Below are 20,695 nucleotides of genomic sequence, written 5' to 3'. Positions count from 1 at the left end.
TATTTCAATATATTAAGTCAGAAACCGACTGCAACCCGCATATCGCTCTAATTGCGCCCCACCGAACCGGTGCGTCCGTCATTGGCGGCGGCGGTCGGCTTCACCGGCGCCGCGGAGTCGCGCATCAGCTTCTCGATGCGGTTGAGCGTGGCGCTGGACTTGGTGGACAGCGTGATCGGCCGTTGCGGACCGGGCTGGTCGCCGCCCGACTGGGCCACCGGGGTATCGCCCTTGGGCGGCTTGGCTTGGCCGCCGAGGCCCGGCAGCGTCTTCAGCTCGATGCCCTGGTGGGCGTAGGACATGATCTGCTGCCAGGTCATTGCCGGCAGCGTGCCGCCGGTCATCTTGTTGGTCGGCGAGTGGTCGTCATTGCCGTACCAGACCGCGCCGACATAATTGCCGGTGTAGCCGACGAACCACGCGTCGCGGTAGCCGTTGGTGGTGCCGGTCTTGCCCGAGGCGCTGATGCCGTCGAGAATGGCGCGCCGGCCGGTGCCCTCTTCCACCGCCGATTTGAGCACGCGGTTGATGTCCTCGGCCACTGCCTGGGGTAGCACCCGCTCAGGTCGGATCCCGTCGCGGTCGAACCGCCACACCGTCTCGCCGGTCGGCGTCTTGATCTCCAGCGCGGCGTGGGCGGGAACCTTCATGCCGCCGGTCGCGAACGCGGCGAAGGACTGGGTCTGGTCGATCACCGTCACCTCCGCCGCGCCGATCGGCAGCGAGGAGGAGTCCGGCAGCGGCGTCGAGATGCCCAGGCGGTGGGCGGTCTCGATGATCTTGGCGCGGCCGGCCTTGGCTTTGCCGTTGCCCAGCATCACCGACAGCCGCACCGGCACGGTATTGATCGATTTCTGCAGGGCGTAGTGCAGCGTCACCTTGCCGGCATAGGAGCGGCCGTAGTTCTGCGGGCACCAATTGCCGAGGCAGATCGGCTCGTCGCGCACCGTGGTGGTGGTCTTGAGGCCGTTCATGAAGGCGGTGGCGTAGACATAGGGCTTGAACGAGGAGCCGGGCTGGCGCAGCGCGTCGGTGGCGCGGTTGAACTGCGAGGCCCCGTAGTCGCGCCCGCCGACCATGGCGCGCACCGCGCCGTCGACATCCATGATCACGGTGGCCGCCTGGCTCGCGCCATATTCGCGGCCGAACTGGCGCAGCTTCTCCTCGACCGCCATCTCGGCGACGTACTGGATGTTGGGATCGAGCGCGGTGCGCACCACGAACACCCGCTCGCTCACCGATTTCGGCAGCGTCTCGGTGATCTCCTCGACCTCGCCGAACGCCCAGTCGAGGTAATAGTTGGGCACCTTTTCGTCGCGCCGCTCGACCGGCGTCGCCGGGTTGCGGCGGGCGCCGAACACCTGACCTTCGGTCATGAAGCCGGCCTCGACCAGATTGTCGAGCACCACATTGGCGCGGGCGCGCGCCGCCGGCAGGTTGACGTGCGGGGCGAACTTGGTCGGCGCTTTGAACAGTCCGGCGAGCATGGCCGCCTCGGCAAGGTTCACGTCGCGCGCCGACTTGCCGAAATAGTATTGCGCCGCGGCGTCCACGCCGAACGCGCCGCCACCCATATAGGCGCGGTCGAGATAGAGCTTGAGGATCTGGTTCTTGGTCAGGTGCGTCTCCAGCCACAGCGCCAGGAACGCTTCCTTGACCTTGCGCTCGATGGTGCGCTGGTTGGACAGGAACAGGTTCTTGGCGAGCTGCTGGGTCAGCGACGAGCCGCCCTGCACCACGCCGCCGGCCCGCGCATTGGCGGTGAGCGCGCGCAGCGTGCCGCCGACATCGATGCCGAAATGCTCGAAGAAGCGCCGGTCCTCGGTGGCGAGCACGGCCTTGATCAGGTGGTCCGGGAATTCCTCAAGCGGCACCGTGTCGTTCTGCCGCACGCCGCGGCGCCCGACCTCGTTGCCGTAACGGTCGAGGAAGGTAACGGCCAACTCGGTGCGCTTCAGCCAGTCCGGCGTGGTCTCGCGGAACGCCGGAACGGCCAGCGCCAGCATCACCACCGCGCCGACGGTGCCGAGCGTCACCGCCTCGGAGACCGGCTCGATCAGGGCCCAGCGCTTCCAGCCGCCGACATAGAAGCGGTCCATGAAGGCGGAGAAATTCTCCCAGCCGTCGCGCAGCCGGGTCGACAGCCCGAAGGTTGCGCTGTCGATGCGCGAATCGAAATCCAGCAGGGCCCGCCGGACCCTGGCCTTGAACTCGTTGGACAGAAGATCGCGCACCGGTCGCCTGCCTCCGCGCTAAACAGGATCGCCGGCGTTCGCCCCGCCGTGGCGGAACCGGGCACCCCGCAGCAGCTTCACATCCCGCCTCGTCAGCGGAACCCGAACCCGACCCGAAGGAGTGATGCCCGCAACGCTGCTTCGGCGCAAGGGCTTCCGTCGCTGGCAATCGGGGCATTTCCTTGACCGGGCGCGGGCGCCGTTGTGGGCGGCCCGCCGGCGGAATAGCATTGCGCGATGCATGCGCCCGACCGCCCCGTGCCGCCGTTCTGGCGGACCAAGACCCTGGAACAGATGAGCGTTTCCGAGTGGGAGAGCGTGTGCGACGGCTGCGCGCGCTGCTGCCTCGCCAAGCTGGAATGCGAGGATACCGGCCGCATCGTCTATACCGAGGTCGGCTGCCGCCTGCTCGACGCCAACACCTGCCGCTGCATCGACTACGCCAGCCGCTCCGAGGAGGTGCCCGAGTGCGTGCGCCTGACGCCGCAGGAGGTGCGCACGCTCGGCTGGCTGCCGCCGACCTGCGCCTACCGCCTGCTCGCCGAAGGCCGCGACCTCTATTGGTGGCACCCGCTGGTATCCGGAGACCGTGACAGCGTGCATGCCGCCGGCGTCAGCGTGCGCGGCAAGGTGGCGGCGAACGAGACCGACGTGCCGGTCGCCCAGCTTGAGGGGTTCGTGGTCGACTGGCCGCTGCGCCTGCCGCGCCGCGCCCGCCGCCGCCCGGACGCAACATCTCGCGTGCCCACCGCCGGCTGAACCGGCGGTCCCGTTCCGGACCGCCAGCGCGGGGCGGCGGGTGTGGGGCGAAGCCCGATCGATCATGCCAAAGCATAGCACGGCTTCGGCGGACGGGCTGTCCGCGGCCCGCGACGGCGGCATTTCGACTTTCACGCAATGACTTGATCCACCCCCCGGCGCGCGCCTGCGCCCGCCGGGGGGCGATCGTTCGGCCGGGCACCGGGGCGCCCGGCCGGAAACCGTATCACCTGGCGCAGCCGCCATTTACCGGCCGCGTGCCGGGCGGGCAGCGCTGCGGTGCGGCCCGCTGCTGCGGCGGAGCGGCACGTTGCGGCGGCGGAGCGGCGCGCTGCGGTGGAGCAGCCCGCTGTGGCGGAGCGGCCCGCTGCTGCGGCGGAGCGGCGCGTTGCGGTGGAGCAGCTCGCTGTGGCGGCGTGGCGCGTTGCTGCTGCGGAGCGGCCCGTTGCGGCGGCGGCGCGGCGCGTTGCGGCGGCGGGGCCTGACGCACCTGTGGCGGAGCGGCGCGTTGCGGCGGCGGGGCCTGACGCACCTGCGGCGGCGTGGCGCGTTGCGGCGGTGGAGCCTGACGCACCTGCGGCGGCGTGGCCGTGCGCTGTGGTCCGACCGCCCGGCCCGGCTGGACCTGGGGACTGGCGGACGGCTGCGGCCGCATTCCTTGTCCCGGCACCGGCCGGCTCGGCTGCGTGGGCCGCATGCCCTGGTTCGGCACCGCCGGCAGGCTACCCGGCTGCGGCCGCATGCCTTGTCCCGGCACCGGCCGGCTCGGCTGTGTGGGCCGCATGCCCTGGTTCGGCACCGCCGGCAGGCTACCCGGCTGCGGCCGCATGCCCTGACCCGGCACCGGCCGGCTCGGCTGCGTGGGCCGCATGCCCTGGTTCGGCACCGCCGGCAGGCTACCCGGCTGCGGCCGCATGCCTTGTCCCGGCACCGGCCGGCTCGGCTGTGTGGGCCGCATGCCCTGGTTCGGCACCGCCGGCAGGCTACCCGGCTGCGGCCGCATGCCCTGACCCGGCACCGGCCGGCTCGGCTGCGTGGGCCGCATGCCCTGGTTCGGCACCGCCGGCAGGCTACCCGGCTGCGGCCGCATGCCTTGAGCGGGGACCGGCCGGCTCGGCTGCGTGGGCCGCATGCCCTGGTTCGGCACCGCCGGCAGGCTACCCGGCTGCGGCCGCATCCCCTGACCCGGCACCGCCGGCAGGCTACCCGGCTGCGGCCGCATGCCCTGTCCCGGCATCTGCCCGCCCGGCTGCGGCCGCATGCCCTGGCCAGGCATCTGCCCACCCGGCTGCGGCCGCATGCCCTGTCCCGGCATCTGCCCGCCCGGCTGCGGCCGCATGCCCTGGTTCGGCACCGCCGGCAGGCTACCCGGCTGCGGCCGCATGCCTTGGCCGGGCATCTGCCCGCCCGGCTGCGGCCGCATGCCCTGGTTCGGCACCGCCGGCAGGCTACCCGGCTGAGGCCGCATGCCTTGGCCCGGCATCTGCCCACCCGGCTGAGGCCGCATGCCCTGTCCCGGCATCTGCCCACCCGGCTGCGGACGCATGCCTTGGCCGGGCATCTGCCCACCCGGCTGCGGACGCATGCCTTGGCCGGGCATCTGCCCGCCCGGCTGCGGCCGCATGCCCTGGTTCGGCACCGCCGGCAGGCTACCCGGCTGCGGACGCATGCCTTGGCCGGGCATCTGCCCACCCGGTTGCGGCCGCATGCCCTGGCCCGGCATCGGGCCTCCGCCCGGTCCCGGTCCAACTCCTCCCGGTCCAAACCCTCCCGGCCCGCGCGGCCCAACTCCTCCCGGTCCCGGTCCGCGGCCGCCATCGGGGCGCCGTCCGGGGATCGCCAGACCGCCCGGCGGCTGGCGTCCTCCCGGCGGCGGCGGACGCAGGCCATCGGGGCGCGGCCCGACCGGCGGACGGAAGGCGCCGATCGGATCGGCGGGCGGACGCGGCCCGACCGGCCGGCCACCGGGCGGGAAGCGGTCGGGACGCGGGCCCATACCCGGTCCACCGAAGCCCGGCCCTCTGGAGCCCGGTCCGACGAAACCTTGTCCGCCGAAGTCCGGTCCGCCAAAGCCCGGCCCCCTCGATCCCGGCCCCCCGAAGCCCGGTCCGCCAAACCCCGGCCCTCTGAAGCCCGGTCCGCCGAAGCCCCAGGGCGGCGGCGGAGGGGGCGGCGGCGGCGGCCGGAAGCCGGGCGGCCGGCGGTCGTACCACCAGGGCGGCGGCGGCGGCCGGCGGATGAAGAACGGGCTGAACAGGCCCCACACCGGCGGCGGCGGCTCGACGCCGAGCGGCACCACCTCGGCGAGGCCTATCGCCTCGTCCGTCCAGGCCGGCGGCAGCGGCTCGGGCTCCACCACATAGGTGGGCGGCGGCCGGCGCGGCGCCGACAGCGCCTCCAGCCGGCCTTCGGCCTCGGCGGCGTGGGCGCCGTCCGGATAGCGCTTGAGGTAGTTCCAATAGGCGTTGCGGGTGTTCTGGGCCAGCGTCCGCCGCCACAGGATCTGCTCGCGGCGGGTCTCGATGATCTCCCAGATCTGCGGCGTGCTGGGGTGGTCGGGGAACAGCTCGACGAACCACTGGTAGGGCTCCAGCCGGTCGACCGCCACCACCGCGAGATAGGCGTCGTCGGCGCCCATCGCCTGCAGCGCCTCGCGCGAGGAGGCGGTGCGGGGCGGCGGCGGCGGCGCGGGTGCGGGCGCCGGCACGGGCTGGGCCTCGGGCCCCGGCGCCGCGGCCGGCTGCGGCGGGAACAGGAAGAGCCCGTCCTCGATCTGGTCGACGAACCACGGCGTCTGGGCGCCCTGGGTGGCCTGGTTCACCGCCACGCGGGTATTGGTGAAGATGTCGCCGATCTCCAGGCCCGGCTGGCGCATCTGGGTGACGAGGCTCGCGGCATAGACGCCGTACTGGCCGTCGGTCTCGATCACCAGCGCGCCGGGCGCGGCGGCGAAGCCCACCGCCATGCCGGCCGTGACCGGATTGATGGCGAGGCCGGCCGGCACCGCGGCGTCCTTGGGGAGGCCGAGATCGTGGGCGGCATCGATCACCACCACCCGCGCCGCCGCCGGGATGCGCGCCAGCTCCTCCAGGAAGTCGTTCAGCCGGAACGTCTGGAACACGATGTCGGCGTCGGCGCGGATCTCGGCGTCGGCCGGCACCAGATAATTGTCGCCGCCGGTCTGGACGGCGTGGCCGGCGTAATAGACGAACACCGTGCTCGCGGGCCCCGCATCCTCCAGCGCGTTGAGGAAGTTGCGCAGCGCCTGACCGATGTCGGCCTGCCGCACGTCGGCGAGCGACATCACCTCATAGCCGGCCGCCGCCAGCGTCTCGGCGACGATGCCGGCGTCGGCGGTGGCGGTGCGCACCGCCGGGGCGTGGGCGTAGGTGCCGTTGGCGATCACCAGCGCCAGCCTGCGCGGCGCCGGCGACGGCGCCTGCGACGGCGCCTGCGGCGATTGGGCCGCTGCCGGCGCGAGCGCCGCCGCCGCCAGGGCGACGAGGCAGACCAGGGCGGCAAGACAGAACAGAGCGGAACGGACGCATCTCCGCAGGCAACGCATGGCCGGCCTCGTGGTTCGACGAATGCAATGTCGGCCCCTGAAAGGGGGCAGCAGAATGGCCGACGGCGGGACCGTATCGTTTTTGTCGGAACCAACCTTGCGGATCGTCAAATTCCGCAAGGTCTTTTGCGGCCTGCATCAGTGTTTGCGCCGGCGATGGCGGCGGGGAGGCGGGGACTCGCCCAAGGCGCAGCCGGCCGTTATCGTGCCGCCGGCATGGATCTGTTCGCATCGGCAGGAATCGACCTTGGGGACGGCGGGCGCGGCGGACGCGCCGGCCGGCCGGTGGTGCCGCGCTCGCTCAGGGTGCCGTTGTTCAATCACAAGGTCATCGCCGCCGCCCGCGCCCGCTTCGCCTTCGCGCCGCCGCCGGAGCTGGTCGCCGTCGCAGCCGGCTATGCCAAGAAGGCGAAGAGCCGCACTTTCGCCCGCCAGAAGGAGACGGCGATCCGCCCTTCCTTTTTCGAGGAGGTGCTGGTCGGACTTCTCGGCTACCGCAGGTTTGCTGCCGAGGACGTCTACACCCTGGCGTTCGAGCGCCCGGTGCGCCACGGCGCGGTCGATGCCGCGCTCGGCCGGTTCGGCACGCCCGAGGGCACGGATGCCGTGCTGGCGCCATTCGAGCTGAAGGGCCCCGGCGTCGATCTCGACGCCATCATGCCCGGTCGTGGCCGCAGCCCGGTCCAGCAGGCGTGGGACTACGCCATGGACAGTCCCGGTGCCCGCTGGGTGCTGGTGTCCAATTGCGTCGAAATCCGGCTTTACGCCTTCGGCCGCGGCCGCGACGCCTATGAGCTGTTCGACCTCACCAAGCTCGACGACCCCGAGGAGCTTGCCCGGCTGTGCCTGATCCTGTCGGCGGATCGGCTGCTCGGCGGCGCCACCGAGGCGCTGCTGCGCGACACCGACAGCGCCTACAAGGACATCACCGACCGGCTCTATGTCGAGTACAAGGCGCTGCGCGAGAAGCTGATCGCCTTCCTCGTCGACTCGGCCGACGGCCCCGGCCTGGCGCCGCTGCAGGCGATCGAGCCGGCGCAGAAGCTGCTCGACCGCATCCTGTTCGTTGCCTTCGCCGAACGCACCGCGCTGCTGCCCGACCGGCTCCTGGAGCGGGCGTCGAAGGCCCACAACGAGTTCGATCCCAAGCCGGTGTGGAGCAATTTCCAGGGCCTGTTCCGCGCGGTGGACCGCGGCAGCGCGCGGCTCAACATCTGGCCCTACAATGGCGGCCTGTTCGCGCCCGACCCGATCGCCGACACGGTGGAGTTGCCCGAGGAACTCGCCATCGACCTCGCCGCGCTGGGGCAGTGGGACTATCGCAGCGACGTGCCGGTCACCGTGCTCGGCCACCTGTTCGAGCAGTCGATCACCGACCTCGAAGAGCTCAGGGCCACGAGCCGCGGCGAAGCGCCGCCGCCTAAGGCGAAATCGAAGCGCAAGCGCGAAGGCGTGGTGTATACGCCCGACGTGGTGACGCGCTTTCTCGTTGCCCACACCATCGGCCGCACGCTGGAGGAGCGCTTCACGGCGCTTCTGGCGGTGCACGCTACGAGCCCTGTGCGCCCGGCCAATGGCGATCCCATCCCCTGGCGCAATGGGGTGGATTCCGAGCGCGCCTTCTGGCGCGACTATGTGGCGGCGCTCAGAGATTTGCGCATCGTCGATCCCGCCTGCGGCTCGGGCGCCTTCCTGGTCGCCGCCTTCGACCTCCTGGCGCGCGAGTATCGCCCGGCGATCGAGCACTTGGCCGCGCTCGGCGAGACGGCCGGCTTCGATCCGTTCGACGAGATCGTGACGAAGAACCTCTATGGCGTCGATCTCAACGCCGAGTCGGTGGAGATCACCCGGCTGGCGCTGTGGCTCAAGACCGCGCGCAATCGACACCGGCTGCAGAACCTCGAAGCCACCATCAAGGTCGGCAACAGCCTGATCGCGGAGGCCGCCTTCACCGACCGGCCGTTCATATGGCGCGCGGCCTTTCCCGAGGTGTTCGCCTCAGGCGGCTTCGACATCGTCATCGGCAACCCGCCCTATGTGCGGATGGAGCTGATCAAGCCGGTCAAGCCCTATCTGGAACAGCATTACGCCGTCGCCGACGATCGCACCGACCTCTACGCCTATTTCTTCGAGCGCGGCGTCGATCTGCTGAAGGCGGGCGGGCGGCTCGGCTACATCTCGTCCTCGACCTTCTTTCGCACCGGCTCGGGCGAGAAGCTGCGCATCTTCCTGAACGATCGCGTTGCGATCGAGACGGTGATCGATTTCGGCGATCTCCAGGTGTTCGAGGGCGTCACCACCTATCCGGCGATCGTCACGCTGCGCAAGGGCGAGGCGGGTGACGACGGCGTGCTGCGCTTCCTCAAGGTGGAGACCCTGCCGGGCGATCTCGACATCGCCTTCACCGAGGATTCGAAGCCGATGCCGCGCGCCCGCCTCGGCGCCGGCTCCTGGCAGTTCGAGGAGGCGCCGCTCGCCGCGCTACGCGACAAGATCACCGAAGGCCGCAGGACGCTCGGCGAGGTGTATGGCGCGCCGCTCTACGGCATCAAGACCGGGCTCAACGACGCCTTCGTCATCGATGCCGCGACCCGCGACCGGCTGGTGGCGCGCGATGCGAAATCGGCGGAGTTGCTGGTGCCGTTCCTGCGCGGCGAGAACATCAAGCGCTGGCGGGTCGAGCCCGACGGGCTGTTCCTCATCAACACGCCCAAGGGCAAGGTCGACATCGACGCCTATCCGGCGATCCGCGATTGGTTGAAGCCGTTCAAGGACGAGCTGGAGAAGCGAGCCACCAAACAGGAATGGTTCGAGTTGCAGCAGGCGCAACTTGCGTATCAGCCGGCGCTCGCCGCGCCGAAGCTGGCCTGGGCGCATTTCCAGGACGAGCCGTCCTTCGTCGTCGATCGCTCGGGGACGTTCCTCAACAACAAGTGCTTCTTTCTGTCCACCGAGGATGACGCGCTGGCGGCACTGCTGAACAGCCGGTGCCTGTGGTTCCAGCTCAAGTCGCTCGCGCGTCCGAAGCGCGGCGGCTATGTCGAGGCCGAAGCGCAATATGTCGAAGCGCTAAGTCTTCCCGATCTGTCTGCGGCGGAGACGACACGGCTTGGCGATGCCGGCCGCCGCTGCGCCGCCGACGCCAGCCGCCGGGTCGAGATCGAGACCGCCGTCCGCCATCGCATCCAAAGCGACATCGCGGGCGGCAGCCCGAAATGGTCGCGGCGGCTGGAGACGTGGTGGGACCTCGATTTCCCCGCCTTGCGCGACGAGATCCGGCGCGTGTTCAGGACCGACATTCCGGTGAAGCAGCGCGCCGAGTGGGAAGCCTTTCTCGCCGAACAGAGCGCGGAGATGCGCGCGCTCGGCGCCGACATCGCCGCAACCGAGCAGGCAATCGACGCCATCGTCTATCGCCTGTTCGACCTCACGCCGGACGAGATCGCGCTGCTCGAAGCCGCCACCGCCGGGCGGACTTGACCGCGATCAGGCCTCCGCAGGCCAGCGACGTTTCCGAGTTGATCGGGGCAACCGCCTCACTCCTCGCGCATGAGCTTCGCCACCCGCTTCTCCTCGTCGGCGCTCAGGCGGGCCGGCGTGGCGGTGCGGCGGCGCCGGGTGGCCATGGCGATGCCGATGCCGCCGGCGAGCAAAATGGCCGCCGGGCTCAGCCACAGGAGCAAGGTCGAGGTCTCCCACGGCGGGCGCAGCAGCACGAAGTCGCCATAGCGCGAGGTGATGAACTGGAGCACGTCCTGGTCGCTGTCGCCGGCCGTGATGCGCTCGCGCACCAGGATGCGCAGGTCCTTGGCGAGGCCGGCGTCGGAATCGTCGATCGACTGGTTCTGGCACACCATGCAGCGCAGCTCTTTCGAGATCTCGCGCGCCCGCGCCTCCTGCGCCGGGTCGGCCAGCATCTCGGCTGGCTGCACCGCGAGCGCGCTCGGCGGCGCGGCGAGCGTCAAGGCGAGCGCGGCGGCAGACAGCCACCCTGTGCGGGAGTCGATTGTGCGGGAGACCTTGCTGAATGCCTGGATCATGACGTCCACTCGAACTCCTGATGGCAGCTTCCAGTTGATTGGCTCGGCCTCTTCTTCCCTCTCCCCTTGCAGGAGAGGGTGCCGAGCGATCGTCAGATCGCGAGGCGGGTGAGGGGGCTAACGGCTCACGCTTGAGACGTCACCCCTCACCCGGCTCGACCTCGCTTTGCTCGGTCGCGCCACCCTCTCCCGCAAGGGGAGAGGGAAGAAAGAACGCGCTCGCCCGGCCTGCGTTCACCCGGCCGGCGCTCACGCCGCCGGCTGCAGCGCGGCCTTGCGCGCGCGCGCGGTGCGCGGCGCGCCGACGCGGAAGCGGCGGTCCGACAGCGACAGGCCGCCGCCGATCACCATCACCACGCAGCCGAGCCAGATCCACAGCACCAGCGGCTTGTCGTAGACGCGCACGTCGATGGCGCTTTCGGTGATGGTCTCGCCCGGCGCCACATAGAGCTGCGACAGGCCGTGGGTGAGCAGGGCGGCCTCGGTGGTCGGCATCCGCCGCGCGGTGAACACGCGCTTGGCCGCCTCCATGGTGCCGACATTGGCGCCGTCGCGCGTGACGACGAAGCGCGCCACGCCCTCCTGATAGTTGGGGCCGTTGCGCGGGAACAGCGAGTCGAGCGTCAGCGCGTAGCGGCCGACCGTGATCGTCTCGCCGAGCTTCACCCGCTGCACCAGCTCGGTCTTCCAGGCGGTCTCGCCGACGATGCCGAGGATGACGAGGCCCATGCCGATATGCGCCACCGCCGTGCCCCAGGCCGAGCGCGGCAGGCCGCGGACGCGCGAAAGGCTGACCTTGAGCGGCACCCGCCACAGCGCCGCCCGCTCGGCGATGTCGGCCAGCGCACCCATGATGACGAACACCGCAAGCCCCACCGCCAGCGGCGCCAGCAGCGGCCCGCCCTGCACGAAGGCGTAGACCAGCACGGTGACCAGGACAGAGACGCCGATGGCGAACAGCAGCCGCTGGGTGGCGGCGAACAGGTCGCCGCGCTTCCACGCCAGGAGCGGGCCGAACGGCATGGCGATCAGAAGCGGGATCATCAGCGGCACGAAGGTGGAGTTGAAGAACGGCGCGCCGACCGAGATCTTCTCGCCGGTGAGCGATTCCAGCGCCAGCGGATAGAGCGTGCCCACCAGCACCGCCGCGCACGCCGCCGACAGGAACAGATTGTTGAAGACGAGCGCCCCCTCGCGCGAGATCGGCGCGAACAGCCCGCCCTGCTTCAGCGTCGGCGCCCGCCACGCATAGAGCGACAGCGAGCCGCCGATGAACAGCATCAGGATGAGCAGGATGAACACGCCGCGCGCCGGATCGGTGGCGAACGAGTGCACCGAGGTCAGCACGCCCGAGCGCACCAGGAAGGTGCCGAGCAGCGACAGTGAGAAGGCGAGGATGGCGAGCAGCACCGTCCACACTTTCAGCGCCTCGCGCTTTTCCATGACGATGGCGGAGTGGATCAGCGCGGTGCCGATCAGCCACGGCATGAAGGAGGCGTTCTCCACCGGATCCCAGAACCACCAGCCGCCCCAGCCCAGCTCGTAATAGGCCCAGTAGGAGCCCATGGCGATGCCGAGCGTGAGGAAGATCCAGGCGGTGAGCGCCCACGGCCGCACCCAGCGCGCCCAGGCGGCATCGAGCCGGCCGTCGATCAGGGCTGCGACGGCAAACGCAAAGCAGATCGAGAAGCCGACATAGCCGAGATAGAGCAGCGGCGGATGGATCGCGAGGCCGACATCCTGCAGGATGGGGTTGAGATCGCGGCCCTCCATCGGCGCCTGCTCGTAGCGCAGGAAGGGGTTGGAGGTGAACAGGATGAACAGCAGGAAGGCGGTGGCCACCCACGCCTGCACCGCCAGCACATTGGCCTTCAGCGTCTGCGGCAGGTTCTTGCCGAAGATCGCCACCAGCGCGCCGAACACGGCGAGGATGAGAACCCAGAGCATCATCGAGCCCTCGTGGTTCCCCCACACGCCGCTGATCTTGTAGATCAGCGGCTTGGCCGAGTGCGAGTTCTCGTAGACGTTGACCACCGAGAAGTCGCTGGTGACATAGGCCCAGGTCAGCGCCGCGAACGAGATCGACACGAACAGCGCCTGCGCCAGCGCCACCGGCGCGGCCGTGCCCATCAGCGCGTCGTCGCCGGTGCGCGCGCCCCAGATCGGCAAAGTCGACTGAACCAGCGCCAGCGCCAGCGCCAGCACCAGGGCATAGTGGCCGAGTTCGGCGGTCATGCGCTCATCCTTGCTGCGGGATCGTCACCGATCCGGATCGTCATCACTGCTGCACCGTCAATGCTGCACCGTCGGCGCGGCCGGCGCGCCGCCGGCAGCGGCGGGTCCGGCCGGGGTTGTTCCGGCCGGGGTTGTTCCGGCCTTGGCGGCGTCCGCCGCCGCATCCTTGCCCTGCCAGTAGCCCTGCTTCTTCAGCGCGTCGGAGACCTCGCGCGGCATGTAGTTCTCGTCGTGCTTGGCGAGCACGCTGTCGGCGCGGAAGACGCCGTCGGGTCCCATGCTGCCCTCGGTCACCACGCCCTGGCCCTCGCGGAACAGGTCGGGCAGGATGCCGGTATAGCTGACCGGAATGGCCTGCTTGCCGTCGGTGATCTTGAAGCTGACGGCGAGCTTTTCGCCGCGTTCCACCGTGCCGGTGGCGACCAGCCCGCCGAGCCGGATGCGCTCGCCCGGCGGCACGCCCTTCTCCACCACGTCGCTGGGGGAGTTGAAGAACACGATCGAGTCGTTCAGCGCGCTCAGCACCAGGCCGGTGGCCACCGCCAGCACGGCCAGGGCCGATCCGATGAGAACGAGGCGACGTTGCTTGCGGGTCATGGCCGGCTCACCCTTGCGGAACGAAAATGTTGATCAGCCCCCGAGGCCGAGTTCCTTGGCGTAGTCGTCGAGGCGCTTGAGCTTGTCGGGATCGCTGGCCAGCGCGGTGCGGGCCGAGGCCAGCGACGTCTTGGCCTTCTCGGCATCGCCGAGCACCATATGGGAGCGCACGAGCCGCATCCAGCCCTCGACGTCGCCGCCATCGGCCTTGAGCTTCTGCTCCAGCACCTCGACCATGGCGCGGATCATCGACAGGTGCATCTCGGGCGGCAGCTCGCTCGCCTGCGTCTCGGCCTGCTTCTCGGCCAGACGCGCGGCGTTCTCGACGCGCGGCCCCGGCAGCGGCTTGTCGGGCTGTTGCGTGTCGGGGTGGGGCTTGCTGGCCTCGGGCTGGCTGGCGCTGGCCAGCTCGACGAGCGACTGCTCCACCACGCCGCGCCAGGGCGCATCGGGCGGGGAGGCGGCGAGCAGCGCCCGCCAGCGGGTGGCGGCGGCCTCGACATTGCCGGCCTGCTGCTCGGCGACGCCGAGGAAATAGGCGGCCTTGGGCTGGCTGGGATCGAGCGCCAGCGCCCGCTCGAAGGCGGCGCGCGACTCGGGCGTCACGATGTCGGCGCCGGCGGCGAACAGCGCCTCGCCGAGGTCGGCCTCGCGCTGGGCGGTGGCGCCGAGCAGCCGCAGCGCGTTCTGGCGCGCCTTGACCGCGTCCTGGTAGCGGCCGGAGCGCAGATAGACCGGCGCCAAGAGCTCCCAGCCGCGGCCGTCGTCCGGGTTCTGCGCCAGCCGCGCCTCGACCTGCTGCACCAGCGCCGCGAAGTTCTGGTGGTCGGCCGGGGCCCCCTGGCGGGCGGCCAGCGGCTGGTCGGGCATGTCGGGCACGCCGATGAGGAAATAGGTGCCGATCGACAAAAGCGGCACGCCGACCAGCCCGCAGGCGATGAGCGCCCAGCGGTTGCGGCGGCCGCGCCTGGCCGAGTCCTCGGCGCTGTTGCGGTCGGCGGCGGCGAGCAGGCGGCGCTTGACCTCGATGCGGGCGGCCTCGCCCTCGCCGGCGCTGATCAGGCCGGACTTGAGGTCGCGCTCGATCTCGGTGAGCTGGTCGCGATAGACGGCGAGGTCGGGGGCGGTCGCCACCTCCTGCCTGCGCAGGAGCGGCACCAGCACCGCCAGCGCGGCGACGCCGGTCATGACGGCGAACGCAACCCAGAATGACAGCATTCTCCCCCTCCGCAACTCAAGACCGCGGGCCCTGACCCGGCACTGCGGCCGCCCGCGACCCTATATGGGGGCCCGGAGATCGCCGCGTGATCCCGAAAAACCGATCTCGCAAAACTACTTATGCGGGAGCGGGGCTTTCGGCGGCCGTCGTCCGGCCTCCGGCCTCTATCGGCCGGGGGACGTCTTACGCGGCCGGAGGTCGTCAGCCATTGCGGAGCATCAAAGGGAGGAATGCGTTGGCGTCAAGACCGCGCGACTCGTCGTCGCTCGCCAGCCGGCCCGGGGGAGGGGGCCTGTTCGCCCGGGCGGCCGGTCTCGTTGGGACGGCCGTCCTCGGTGGGGCGACCTTGCGTCGCAAGCTCGACCGATTTGGCGAGGAGCTGGGCGAAGGGATCGCCGAGCACGCGCCGGGCCAGCGCCACCGCCAAATCGAGCTGCGAGCGGCGGAACGCCCGCTCGGCGTCGCCGGCCGCGCGCAGGCTCTCGATCAGCGCCGCGGTGCCGGCGTCGAGCAGCGCGTTCAGCTCGGACATCGCCCGCTGGGTGGCCTCGTTGAGGGCGATCTCGCTGGCATAGTTGCGGCACAGCAGCACGAGCTCGACCGCGTCCTCGGCGGCGGCCACGTCGGGTGCCGGGATCAGCGGCTCGGCGGCGGCCTCCCGGCGGTTTCGCGGCTTGAGCAGGCGGCGCACCTCGGCGGAGCCGGCGGCGATCTCGTCCGACAGCAGGGACGCCACGTCCTTGCGCACGGCGGCGAGCCGCTTCGCCCAGGGGGAGCCGCCGGCGAGATCGAGCTCGGTGCGGAAGCCGCGGACAAAATCGTGCACGTCCTTCAGCGTCTGGGCGAAGGTGCCCATGTCGCGCCGCCGCAGCGCCGGCCCGAGCTCGGGCGCGCGGCGCTCCAGCTCGGCGAAGGCCAGCTCCACCGCGGCGGCGGCGGCCGGCATCTCGGCGATCTTGGCCGCCTGGTCGGTCTCGGCCATGCGCGCGGCGAAGCGGATGATCTGCCAGGGCTGGCCGAGCCGTCCCATCAGCACCACCAGCGCGTAGGGGAACACCTCGGGGTGGCGGGTCAGCGGCGCGTTGAACACCGCCCGCACGCCGGCCATCGTCTCGTCGGCGAGATTGCGGATGACCGGCGGCAGCCGGCTGGCGATGGCCGCCAGCGCGTCGCGCGCCCGCAGCACCGCCACGATGTCGCGCAGGTCCTCGACCTCGCGCTGCGCGCCGAACTGGGCGGCAAGGCGGCGCGCCGCCACCTCGTCGCGGCCGGCCTGTTCGAGCGCGGCGCGCATGCGCACCAGCACATGGTCCTGGAAGCTCTTGGCGAGCCGGGCCGCGGCCGCCTCGTCGTCCGGCATCAGCGCGGTGACCGCCTCGACATAGGTCTTGGCATCGGCGGGCACGAGGTCGCGGGCGATCCAGGTCCACACCGCCGTCAGGCTGGAGCGGGGAATGCGGCCGCGGCTCTTGGCCGCGGATGCGTTGGATGCGTGGAACTTGCCGCCGGGCGCCTTCGCGGGCGCCTCGTCGATCAGGAACGGCCCGAGCGGCTGGAAGAACAGGCGCTGCGGCGCGTTGGCAAGCTCGCGCCGCTCCTGCTCGGCCGGGAAGCGGCCGCGCAGGCCGGCATGCAGCTCCTGCAGCACCACGTCGAGCCCGGCCCGGCCGCCGGCCCGCGCCTCGCGCTCCAGCTCCGCCGCAACCTTGGCGCACGCCTCCGGCGACAGCCCGTTCAGATAGCGGCGCAGCGTCTCGATCTCCTGGGATGTCCCCGTGGATGGTCCAGCCATGCCGGTCGCTCGTTTCTTGGTGTTGATGGCTGCACACGCAGCCGGACGCGCCAGACTATGTTGGATTCGCTTAAGAAGCGGTTTGTTCCCGGCGGCAAATCGTTCCGAAGCCTTTCCCGGATGACGATCCCGGCTCTCGGCTTCGCCTCGGCCGGGATGACGCGGCGGAGAGGTCGTCGTCCCGGACAAGGGCTGCAGGCCCGCGATCCGGGACCGTTTTCAGAAAGAGGGGCGTTATCCGGATGGCGATCCCGGCTCGGCGCTGCGCGCCGTCCGGGATGACGCGGCGGAGAGGTCGTCGTCCCGGACAAGGGCCGCAGGCCCGCGATCCGGGACCGTTTTCAGAAAGAGGGGCGTTATCCGGATGGCGATCCCGGCTCGGCGCTGCGCGCCGTCCGGGATGACGCGGCGGAGAGGTCGTCGTCCCGGACAAGGGCCGCAGGCCCGCGATCCGGGACCGTTTTCAGAAAGAGGGGCGTTATCCGGATGGCGATCCCGGCTCGGCGCTGCGCGCCGTCCGGGATGACGCGGCGGAGAGGTCGTCGTCCCGGACAAGGGCTGCAGGCCCGCGATCCGGGACCGTTTTCAGAAAGAGGGGCGTTATCCGGATGGCGATCCCGGCTCGGCGCTGCGCGCCGTCCGGGATGACAAAACGGGGGGAGGACGATCCCGGCTCTCGCTGACGCTCGGCCGGGACGACAAAACACGGAGAGGACGATCCCCGCCCCGCGCATAATCCCGGCGCATTCGCCGGCCACCAACGTCGCCGCACCACCGAACGTCGCCGCACCACCGCCAGTCCCCCCGCACATGACCGACGCCGCCCCGAAGCCCGCCCCGCCCGCCAGCGCCTCGCTGGCCTTGCGGCTGTTCGCAACGGCGGCGATCATCACCACGCTGGTGCTGGCGGCCACCGGCGCCGGCCTGTCGCAGCTCTATTCCGACTCGGTGGAGCGGGCGTTCGACCGGCGGCTCGACATCTATCTCAAGGCGCTGGTCGCCGAGGTCACCGTGTCGGAGGCCGACGCCGAGGACGGCGACCTCGGCGAGCCCTTGTTCGACCTGCCGCTGTCGGGCTGGTACTGGCAGGTGGCGCGCCTTGATCGCAGCCCGCCCGAGGCCCGCGCCTCGCGCTCGCTGTTCGACCACGCGCTGGAACGGCTCGACCAGCGCGACATGGCGCCGGGCGCCGAAGGCGTGCGCCACGGCTATGCCGGCGGACCGCGCGGCGAGGCGCTGCGGGTGGCCGAGCGCCTGATCGACCTGGGCGAGGGGGGCCGGCTGCTGGTCGCGGTCGGCGGCGACGCCGGCGAGATCGCCGAGGAGACCGGCCGTTTCGACCGGGCGCTCGCCCTCACCTTCGGCGCGCTCGCTCTGGCGCTGATCGTCTCGGCGCTCGTCCAGGTCGGCTACGGGCTCAGGCCGCTGCAGGATCTGTCGCGCCGGCTGGTGGCGATCCGCGCCGGCGCAGCCGACCGGCTGGCGGGGCCGTTCCCGCGCGAGATCGCGCCGCTGGCCGACGAGCTCAACGCGCTCATCGCCGCCAACCGCGAGATCGTCGAGCGCGCCCGCACCCATGTCGGCAATCTCGCCCATGCGCTGAAGACGCCGCTGTCGGTGCTGCTGAACGAGGCCGATGGCCGCGACGACGCGCTGGCCGCCAAGGTGCGCGAGCAGGTCACGCTGATGCGCGGCGAGGTCTCCCGCCATCTCGACCGCGCCCGCAGCGCCGCGCGCGCCGCCACCGCGGCGAGCCTCACCGAGGTCGCTCCCGTCATCGCCGGGCTGGTGCGCACGCTGGAGAAGATCCACGCCGGGCGCACCCTCGCCTTCGCCATCAGGCTCGACCCCGGCGTGCGCTTCCGCGGCGAGCGGCACGACCTGGAGGAGATGCTGGGCAATCTGATCGACAACGCCGCCAAATGGGCGGCGGGCCGGGTGGAGATCGAGGTGGAGATCGAGGTTCTTGCCGAGCCCGCGTCCGGCGCGGTGCGGCGGTTCCTGCGGGTGGTGGTCGACGATGACGGGCCGGGCCTCACCGCCGACCAGCGCGCCCTCGTGGCCAGGCGCGGCCAGCGGCTCGACGAGACGAGGCCCGGCTCGGGCTTCGGGCTCGCCATCGTGGTGGAGACCGCCGCCGATCATGGCGGACGGCTGGTGCTGGGCAGCGCGCCGGCCGGGGGCCTCAGGGCCGAGCTGATCCTGCCGGCGGGGTGAGGGGGTCGCCGCCCTGGGAGGCCGGAAATCGCCGCCCCGCTGCCGAAAGCCCCTTTGCCAAACCGGGATCTTCGGCGAGCATGCGCCCGATACCGCGAAGAGACCGGCCGGAAACCGTGTGATACGGTTTCCGGCCGAGCAGGCCGGAGAACCGTATTCCGATCGCCGAAAACCCCGCTATCAAACAAGAGGTTTTCGGCGAGACCGTTTCCGGTATCCCGAAGGGATCAACCGGAAACCGTATGATAGGCTGCGCCCATGACCAAGAAGGACCTGATCGAGTTCCGGCGCGCCATCAAGGCGGTGCGGGCGGTGCATGCCGCCTCGCCGGAAAAGGCGCGGCAGTTTCTCGCCAAGCAGGGCGTGCTCGACAAGCGCGGCCAGCTGACGAAGAAGTACGCCCCCGCAAAGGCCAGAAGTCTCACAAGAGCCAAGAGCGCTGTGTGAGGCCTGAGCGAGACGCGCCGTGCCGAAGCTGGCCACCACGTTCGTCCTCGGCTACCACGGCTGCGACACGCGAATTGCCGACAAGGTGGTGGGCGGGGCGAGCTTCACCGCCAGCCGCAACGATTATGACTGGCTCGGCACCGGCGTTTATTTCTGGGAGGCCAACCCGGTTCGCGGGCTGGAGTTCGCCCGGGAGCTTCGCGCGCGGCGCAGGCCGGGGGCCGGCCGGGTGGGCAGACCGGCGGTGGTCGGCGCGGTCATCGATCTCGGCTTCTGCCTCGATCTGATGTCGAGCAGCGGGCTGCGCGCCCTCAAGGACGCCCATGACGATTTCGTGTCCTACTACCGGGAGGCGGGCGTCGCCGCCCCGAAGAACAGGCTCGGCACCGATTTGCTGCTGCGCAACCTGGATTGCGCGGTCATCAATCACCTCCACGCCATTCGCGACGCCGCCAGTCTGACCCCCTTCCAGACCGTGCGCGGCGTGTTCATCGAGGGCGAGCGGCTCTATGAGGGCGCGGGCTTCTTCGCCAAGACCCACATCCAGATCTGCGTGCGCGACCCCGCCTGCATCAAGGGCGTGTTCCGCGTGCCGGCCCGCGATCTCGCCGACGCCGACTGACGGCGACTGTCCCGAGCGCCCTCCCCGCCGTCCAGCCCAGCTTTCGCCGGAATCGCGCCCTACCCGGGCGGCCCGGCCGCGACGCGGCCGGGCGTTTAACGGTTCTTGCAACGGCCTTCCTTCCGGAGTATCCCGATGTCCGTCCGCCAGTCCCTCGCCGCGGCCGCAGCCGTCCTCGCGCTTGCCGGCTGCGCCTCCACCGAAGGGGGGCCCGGCCCCAAGACCGTGGTCGGCGCCGGCACCGGCGCCATCATCGGCGGTCTCGCGGGCAGCGCCATCGGCCGCGGCGACGCCGGCTCGGTGGTGGCGGGCGCGCTGATCGGCGGCCTGCTCGGCGGCGCCATCGGCGCCTCGCTCGACGAAGAGGACCGCCAGCGCGCCTATGCCGCCGAAATGGACGCGCTGGAGCGTGGCCGCTCGGGCGCCCCGGTGTCGTGGCGCAACCCCGACAACGGCCATTACGGCACCGTCGTGCCGGGCCCGGCCTTCGACCGCGGCGGCCGCAACTGCCGCGAATACACCCACACCATCTATATCGACGGCCGGCCGCAGACCGCGCGCGGCACCGCCTGCCGCCAGCCCGACGGCACCTGGCAGCCGATCAGCTGAGGCGGGCGGATTCGCCGTTTTGCGGCCTTCGTCATCCCGGGCGAGGCGATAGCCGAGACCCGGGATCGGCTGCAGAACAAGACACCCTTTCCTGCTGACGGTCCCGGGTCGCGCACCTTCGGTGCTTGCCCGGGACGACAGCCCCTCTCCCCTTCGTCATCCCGGCCGAGCGAAGCGAGAGCCGGGATCGTCATCCGGAAAAGGCACCCCGTCCTGAAAACGGTCCCGGCTCGGCGCTGCGCGCCGTCCGGGACGACGTGACACGGAAAACGGTCCCGGGTCTTGGAACGGCGAAATGTGCTTTGATGGGTGCACCGGCTCGGGGTGGCCACCCCGAGCCGGTGCGGGCGGCACGCCGT

The 20,695-nt window shown here is 71.1% G+C and carries 13 protein-coding genes; 6 read left to right on the top strand and 7 right to left on the bottom strand.

Going from position 1 to position 20,695, the window contains the following annotated elements; all coding sequences use genetic code 11:
* Positions 1–47: 47 nt before the first annotated feature.
* The gene (locus tag F1193_RS13425; RefSeq protein WP_150098317.1) at positions 48–2,234 is read right to left on the bottom strand and encodes a transglycosylase domain-containing protein; all 2,187 of its coding nucleotides are present in this window, start codon (positions 2,232–2,234) and stop codon (positions 48–50) included.
* Positions 2,235–2,471: 237 nt separating this feature from the next.
* Here F1193_RS13425 and F1193_RS13420 point away from each other — a divergent pair, with 237 nt between their 5' ends.
* Positions 2,472–2,993 carry a YcgN family cysteine cluster protein gene (locus F1193_RS13420; RefSeq protein WP_150098316.1) on the top strand — a complete coding sequence of 174 codons (522 nt, stop codon included), beginning with the start codon at positions 2,472–2,474 and terminating at the stop codon, positions 2,991–2,993.
* A gap of 226 nt (positions 2,994–3,219) precedes the next feature.
* On the opposite strand, the gene F1193_RS13415 is transcribed toward F1193_RS13420, so the two are convergent.
* Positions 3,220–6,558: a caspase family protein gene (locus F1193_RS13415; RefSeq protein WP_150098315.1), complete on the bottom strand. Its 3,339-nt coding sequence runs from the start codon at positions 6,556–6,558 to the stop codon at positions 3,220–3,222.
* A 216-nt stretch (positions 6,559–6,774) separates the two neighbouring features.
* Between F1193_RS13415 and F1193_RS13410 the strand changes: the two genes are divergently transcribed.
* Positions 6,775–10,038: an Eco57I restriction-modification methylase domain-containing protein gene (locus tag F1193_RS13410; RefSeq protein ID WP_150098314.1), complete on the top strand. Its 3,264-nt coding sequence runs from the start codon at positions 6,775–6,777 to the stop codon at positions 10,036–10,038.
* Between the two features lie 56 nt (positions 10,039–10,094).
* On the opposite strand, the gene F1193_RS13405 is transcribed toward F1193_RS13410, so the two are convergent.
* The 5 genes from F1193_RS13405 to F1193_RS13385 all read right to left on the bottom strand — a co-directional run bounded on the left by F1193_RS13405 (position 10,095) and on the right by F1193_RS13385 (position 16,441).
* The gene (locus tag F1193_RS13405; protein WP_150098313.1) at positions 10,095–10,598 is read right to left on the bottom strand and encodes a cytochrome c-type biogenesis protein; all 504 of its coding nucleotides are present in this window, start codon (positions 10,596–10,598) and stop codon (positions 10,095–10,097) included.
* A 249-nt stretch (positions 10,599–10,847) separates the two neighbouring features.
* Positions 10,848–12,833 (bottom strand): heme lyase CcmF/NrfE family subunit, encoded by a 1,986-nt coding sequence (locus tag F1193_RS13400; protein WP_150098312.1) that lies wholly within the window; start codon positions 12,831–12,833, stop codon positions 10,848–10,850.
* 57 nt (positions 12,834–12,890) lie between these two features.
* Positions 12,891–13,430: a cytochrome c maturation protein CcmE gene (gene ccmE / locus F1193_RS13395; RefSeq protein WP_150098311.1), complete on the bottom strand. Its 540-nt coding sequence runs from the start codon at positions 13,428–13,430 to the stop codon at positions 12,891–12,893.
* Between the two features lie 33 nt (positions 13,431–13,463).
* Positions 13,464–14,648: a c-type cytochrome biogenesis protein CcmI gene (ccmI, locus tag F1193_RS13390; protein WP_246164397.1), complete on the bottom strand. Its 1,185-nt coding sequence runs from the start codon at positions 14,646–14,648 to the stop codon at positions 13,464–13,466.
* Positions 14,649–14,890: 242 nt separating this feature from the next.
* A complete protein-coding gene (locus F1193_RS13385) occupies positions 14,891–16,441 on the bottom strand; it encodes a hypothetical protein (RefSeq protein WP_150098310.1) in 1,551 nt (516 codons plus the stop codon).
* A gap of 810 nt (positions 16,442–17,251) precedes the next feature.
* On the opposite strand from F1193_RS13385, the gene F1193_RS13380 reads away from it, so the two are divergent.
* The 4 genes from F1193_RS13380 (at position 17,252) to F1193_RS13365 (ending at position 20,336) form a co-directional block, all read left to right on the top strand.
* The gene (locus F1193_RS13380; RefSeq protein WP_150098309.1) at positions 17,252–18,658 is read left to right on the top strand and encodes an ATP-binding protein; all 1,407 of its coding nucleotides are present in this window, start codon (positions 17,252–17,254) and stop codon (positions 18,656–18,658) included.
* A 258-nt stretch (positions 18,659–18,916) separates the two neighbouring features.
* Complete coding sequence (locus F1193_RS13375) at positions 18,917–19,105, top strand: hypothetical protein (RefSeq protein WP_150098308.1); 189 nt, start codon at positions 18,917–18,919, stop codon at positions 19,103–19,105.
* A 19-nt stretch (positions 19,106–19,124) separates the two neighbouring features.
* Positions 19,125–19,727 carry a hypothetical protein gene (locus F1193_RS13370; RefSeq protein ID WP_150098307.1) on the top strand — a complete coding sequence of 201 codons (603 nt, stop codon included), beginning with the start codon at positions 19,125–19,127 and terminating at the stop codon, positions 19,725–19,727.
* 135 nt (positions 19,728–19,862) lie between these two features.
* Positions 19,863–20,336: an RT0821/Lpp0805 family surface protein gene (locus F1193_RS13365; protein WP_150098306.1), complete on the top strand. Its 474-nt coding sequence runs from the start codon at positions 19,863–19,865 to the stop codon at positions 20,334–20,336.
* Positions 20,337–20,695: the final 359 nt, after the last annotated feature.

The organism is Blastochloris sulfoviridis (assembly GCF_008630065.1).
Taxonomy (GTDB): Bacteria; Pseudomonadota; Alphaproteobacteria; order Rhizobiales; family Xanthobacteraceae; genus Blastochloris; species Blastochloris sulfoviridis.
This window is presented reverse-complemented; position numbering and strand designations above follow the sequence as displayed.

What these genes read in the sequence shown, in the direction of transcription:
- F1193_RS13400 (WP_150098312.1), bottom strand. Translation starts at nt 12,833, where the DNA reads ATGACCGCCGAACTCGGCCACTATGCCCTGGTGCTGGCGCTGGCGCTG.
- F1193_RS13415 (WP_150098315.1), bottom strand. Translation starts at nt 6,558, where the DNA reads ATGCGTTGCCTGCGGAGATGCGTCCGTTCCGCTCTGTTCTGTCTTGCC.
- ccmI (WP_246164397.1), bottom strand. Translation starts at nt 14,648, where the DNA reads ATGCTGTCATTCTGGGTTGCGTTCGCCGTCATGACCGGCGTCGCCGCG.
- F1193_RS13405 (WP_150098313.1), bottom strand. Translation starts at nt 10,598, where the DNA reads ATGATCCAGGCATTCAGCAAGGTCTCCCGCACAATCGACTCCCGCACA.
- F1193_RS13385 (WP_150098310.1), bottom strand. Translation starts at nt 16,441, where the DNA reads ATGGCTGGACCATCCACGGGGACATCCCAGGAGATCGAGACGCTGCGC.
- F1193_RS13375 (WP_150098308.1), top strand. Translation starts at nt 18,917, where the DNA reads ATGACCAAGAAGGACCTGATCGAGTTCCGGCGCGCCATCAAGGCGGTG.
- F1193_RS13380 (WP_150098309.1), top strand. Translation starts at nt 17,252, where the DNA reads ATGACCGACGCCGCCCCGAAGCCCGCCCCGCCCGCCAGCGCCTCGCTG.
- F1193_RS13365 (WP_150098306.1), top strand. Translation starts at nt 19,863, where the DNA reads ATGTCCGTCCGCCAGTCCCTCGCCGCGGCCGCAGCCGTCCTCGCGCTT.
- ccmE (WP_150098311.1), bottom strand. Translation starts at nt 13,430, where the DNA reads ATGACCCGCAAGCAACGTCGCCTCGTTCTCATCGGATCGGCCCTGGCC.
- F1193_RS13410 (WP_150098314.1), top strand. Translation starts at nt 6,775, where the DNA reads ATGGATCTGTTCGCATCGGCAGGAATCGACCTTGGGGACGGCGGGCGC.
- F1193_RS13420 (WP_150098316.1), top strand. Translation starts at nt 2,472, where the DNA reads ATGCATGCGCCCGACCGCCCCGTGCCGCCGTTCTGGCGGACCAAGACC.